The 2601-nt window shown below is 41.3% G+C and carries 1 protein-coding gene; it reads right to left on the bottom strand.

Going from position 1 to position 2601, the window contains the following annotated elements:
* Positions 1 to 93 precede the first annotated feature (93 nt).
* On the bottom strand, positions 94 to 1974 hold the full coding sequence (locus Xinn_RS20435) for a reverse transcriptase domain-containing protein (RefSeq protein ID WP_086956838.1): 1881 nt from the start codon (positions 1972 to 1974) through the stop codon (positions 94 to 96).
* Positions 1975 to 2601: the final 627 nt, after the last annotated feature.

Below are 2601 nucleotides of genomic sequence, written 5' to 3'. Positions count from 1 at the left end.
GTTGGGTAGGGCACGTGCGCCCGAAACGGGTTAGCCGTTGCCCTCCCACCGAACCGTACGTGCACATTTCTATGCATACGGCTCTCCATTGGATCAAACAAAGGTTCTTCGGTCTGGCAGTGTTCCTCTGTGAAGTTTTACGTGACACATCCGGCAAAGCACTAATGTTTTCCTATTACGGGCAATCATCAGCTTCTTCCAGTTATCCGTTCCCGCTTTGATGTCCTTAAGCTTCCTCACATGGTGGACTTCAAAAGGGCCGGTTTTGGTACAACAATATTCACATTGGGATGCTGCCATCCTGTCCAGCAGTTCAGTTCTACCAGAATATTTATACGTATTCGGTAATATATCTGGTGGACTGTATTTTGGCGCACTTCTATTTTTGAGTCTGAATACTTCCACCTCATATATCTTATCATTACGATTTTCCCGATAAACATATCTGCCATCAGCTTGCCTTAATCGTCGTGCAATTTTGGTACGTGATGTCCGATGTTTACCCGCCAGCGTCTTATAAAGACTATTTTCCCATATCCAATGCAACTTATTGAGATAGAGAACTGGTGCAAGATTGTAATAATTCGCATAGCCGCGCATTTCAGCATTGTACTGACCAATTATTTCATAGTCAGACATATGCATCATTGCTGGCCGATTAGCGCTATTACCATATCCGCCATCGTAATTCCCATAGCCATGTAGAGAGCAGAATCTCTGAATTTTATCTCTCGGTATGCCCAGATGGATATGTTCCGTTATCGTACGTTTGACCGCATGAGTCTTACTTCCATCTGCGTTAAGCCCTACAACACACTTGACCTGTTTGCTTTCCCGCCGTGCTTTAATTTCATAACCGAGAAAAATGAATCCTTTCTTCGGGTCAATAATGCCTGACTTTTCTTTTGATATTTCCAGCCGAAGTTCAGTTTCAACAAAATCGACAACCTCTTTCATTACCGTCTTTGCCTCACCTTTACTTCCTATCACACCAATAAGAAAATCATCAGCATATCGAACATATCGCATTCTTTTGAATTCAGTATCGTCCATGATGACACTGGGTAGAGTGCGCAATTGCTTTTCCAATTCATCCGCTTCGTGTTTCCATTTTTGGATTTTCTGCTCATCAGCAGGCATTCCAGAAGCGCCGAAACCTTGCCTGATCCATTTAATACGATTTGCCCGGTTTTGTAGTGCTCTTTTATATATGGGATTGGGTTTCCTTCGTCCTCCTTTGCCGAACTTGCTAATTCTGACTTTCATAAATTCATCAAGTTCGTGGAGAAATACATTGGCAAGGACAGGGGAAATAATACCACCTTGCGGTGTTCCGCTATGAGTACCAAAGTAACGCCAATTGTCCAGATATCCAGCTTTCAGGAACTTCTTGAGAAGCGCCAAAAATTTGTTATCAGCGATCCGCTTGCTTAAGAATTTCAGCAATAGATCATGGTCAATGTTGTCGAAGTAACCTTTGATATCGACATTACATACCCATTTTGTTCCTTTCCAGCCGTTTCGGATTTCTTTTAATGCAGAATGGCAAGAACGTTTTGGTCTGAATCCATAACTCCAGTCACTAAAAACCGGTTCATAAATTTCTTCCAGCAACATTCTCATTACTTCTTGTATTAATTTATCGTCTCCAGAGGGAATACCTAGCGGACGTTTCTTTCCATTTGGTTTTTGGGCATCTTTAGGTATGTATATGCGCCTACAAGGCTTGGGTTTATACGTATTTGAATTAATGGTTTCAATAAGATTGATAATCCTATCGACACTCATTCCATCCATCGTGTTATTATTTATTCCTTTCGTCATGGCTCCCCGATTGGAATAAATATTGGCATAGGCCTGCACCCAAAGATCTTTATTGCTACACATGATCTTATGCAATTTCTTGATCTTATGACCTTGTATACTGGCTTTGCTTATACCACTTAGTGCATTGAGTGTTCTTTGTGATAGCACTGACTATCGAACCTCGCTTCTATTGGTATTGTTCCAACTGACTCCCTTCCCCCTTACAAATATAATTTCACCAATGATTACTCATTGGTTTATATATATTCTTCAGATTGGTTAGCCAATTGCGATTCCATTACAGAATTACTTTGGGTACTACGGAGTCTCCGTTACCTTATTGGCTAATTACTTAACCAACTTAGGTAATCCCGTATTTCTTTGTAGTCAAGGTGCGTCCCACTTAGGTTCCACTTACGTTCAATTGCCACTCTCACCGAGCAGGTGCCAAATATTGTTGGATATAGTAACCTTCTAATCATAATCACTATAAATATTGGTATGACTCCTGAATAACCGTGAGTCAAAGGCATCCCGAAACCCACTATGAACTATGATTCAACCAATCAGGCTTAACCATATGGGACTTGCAATGACTGGCGCAAAGTAGGTTATTTCCCCGCAACCAGCCTTTTCCTGACATGCTACACTCCCCTCCCTCTTTCGAGGTTCAAACCCATTACTGGGTAAGGATAAGTCAGGCTTGCAATAGGCACTCCAACAGCCTATGATTATATCAATTAATTGATATAATCACTTGATTTACAAAGCAAAACGGCGCACTTAAAACGGAAT

Source organism: Xenorhabdus innexi (genome assembly GCF_002632485.1).
GTDB classification, from domain to species: Bacteria; Pseudomonadota; Gammaproteobacteria; order Enterobacterales; family Enterobacteriaceae; genus Xenorhabdus; species Xenorhabdus innexi.
The sequence above is the reverse complement of the archived record's forward strand: the minus strand, read 5'-3'. Positions and strand labels throughout refer to the sequence as shown.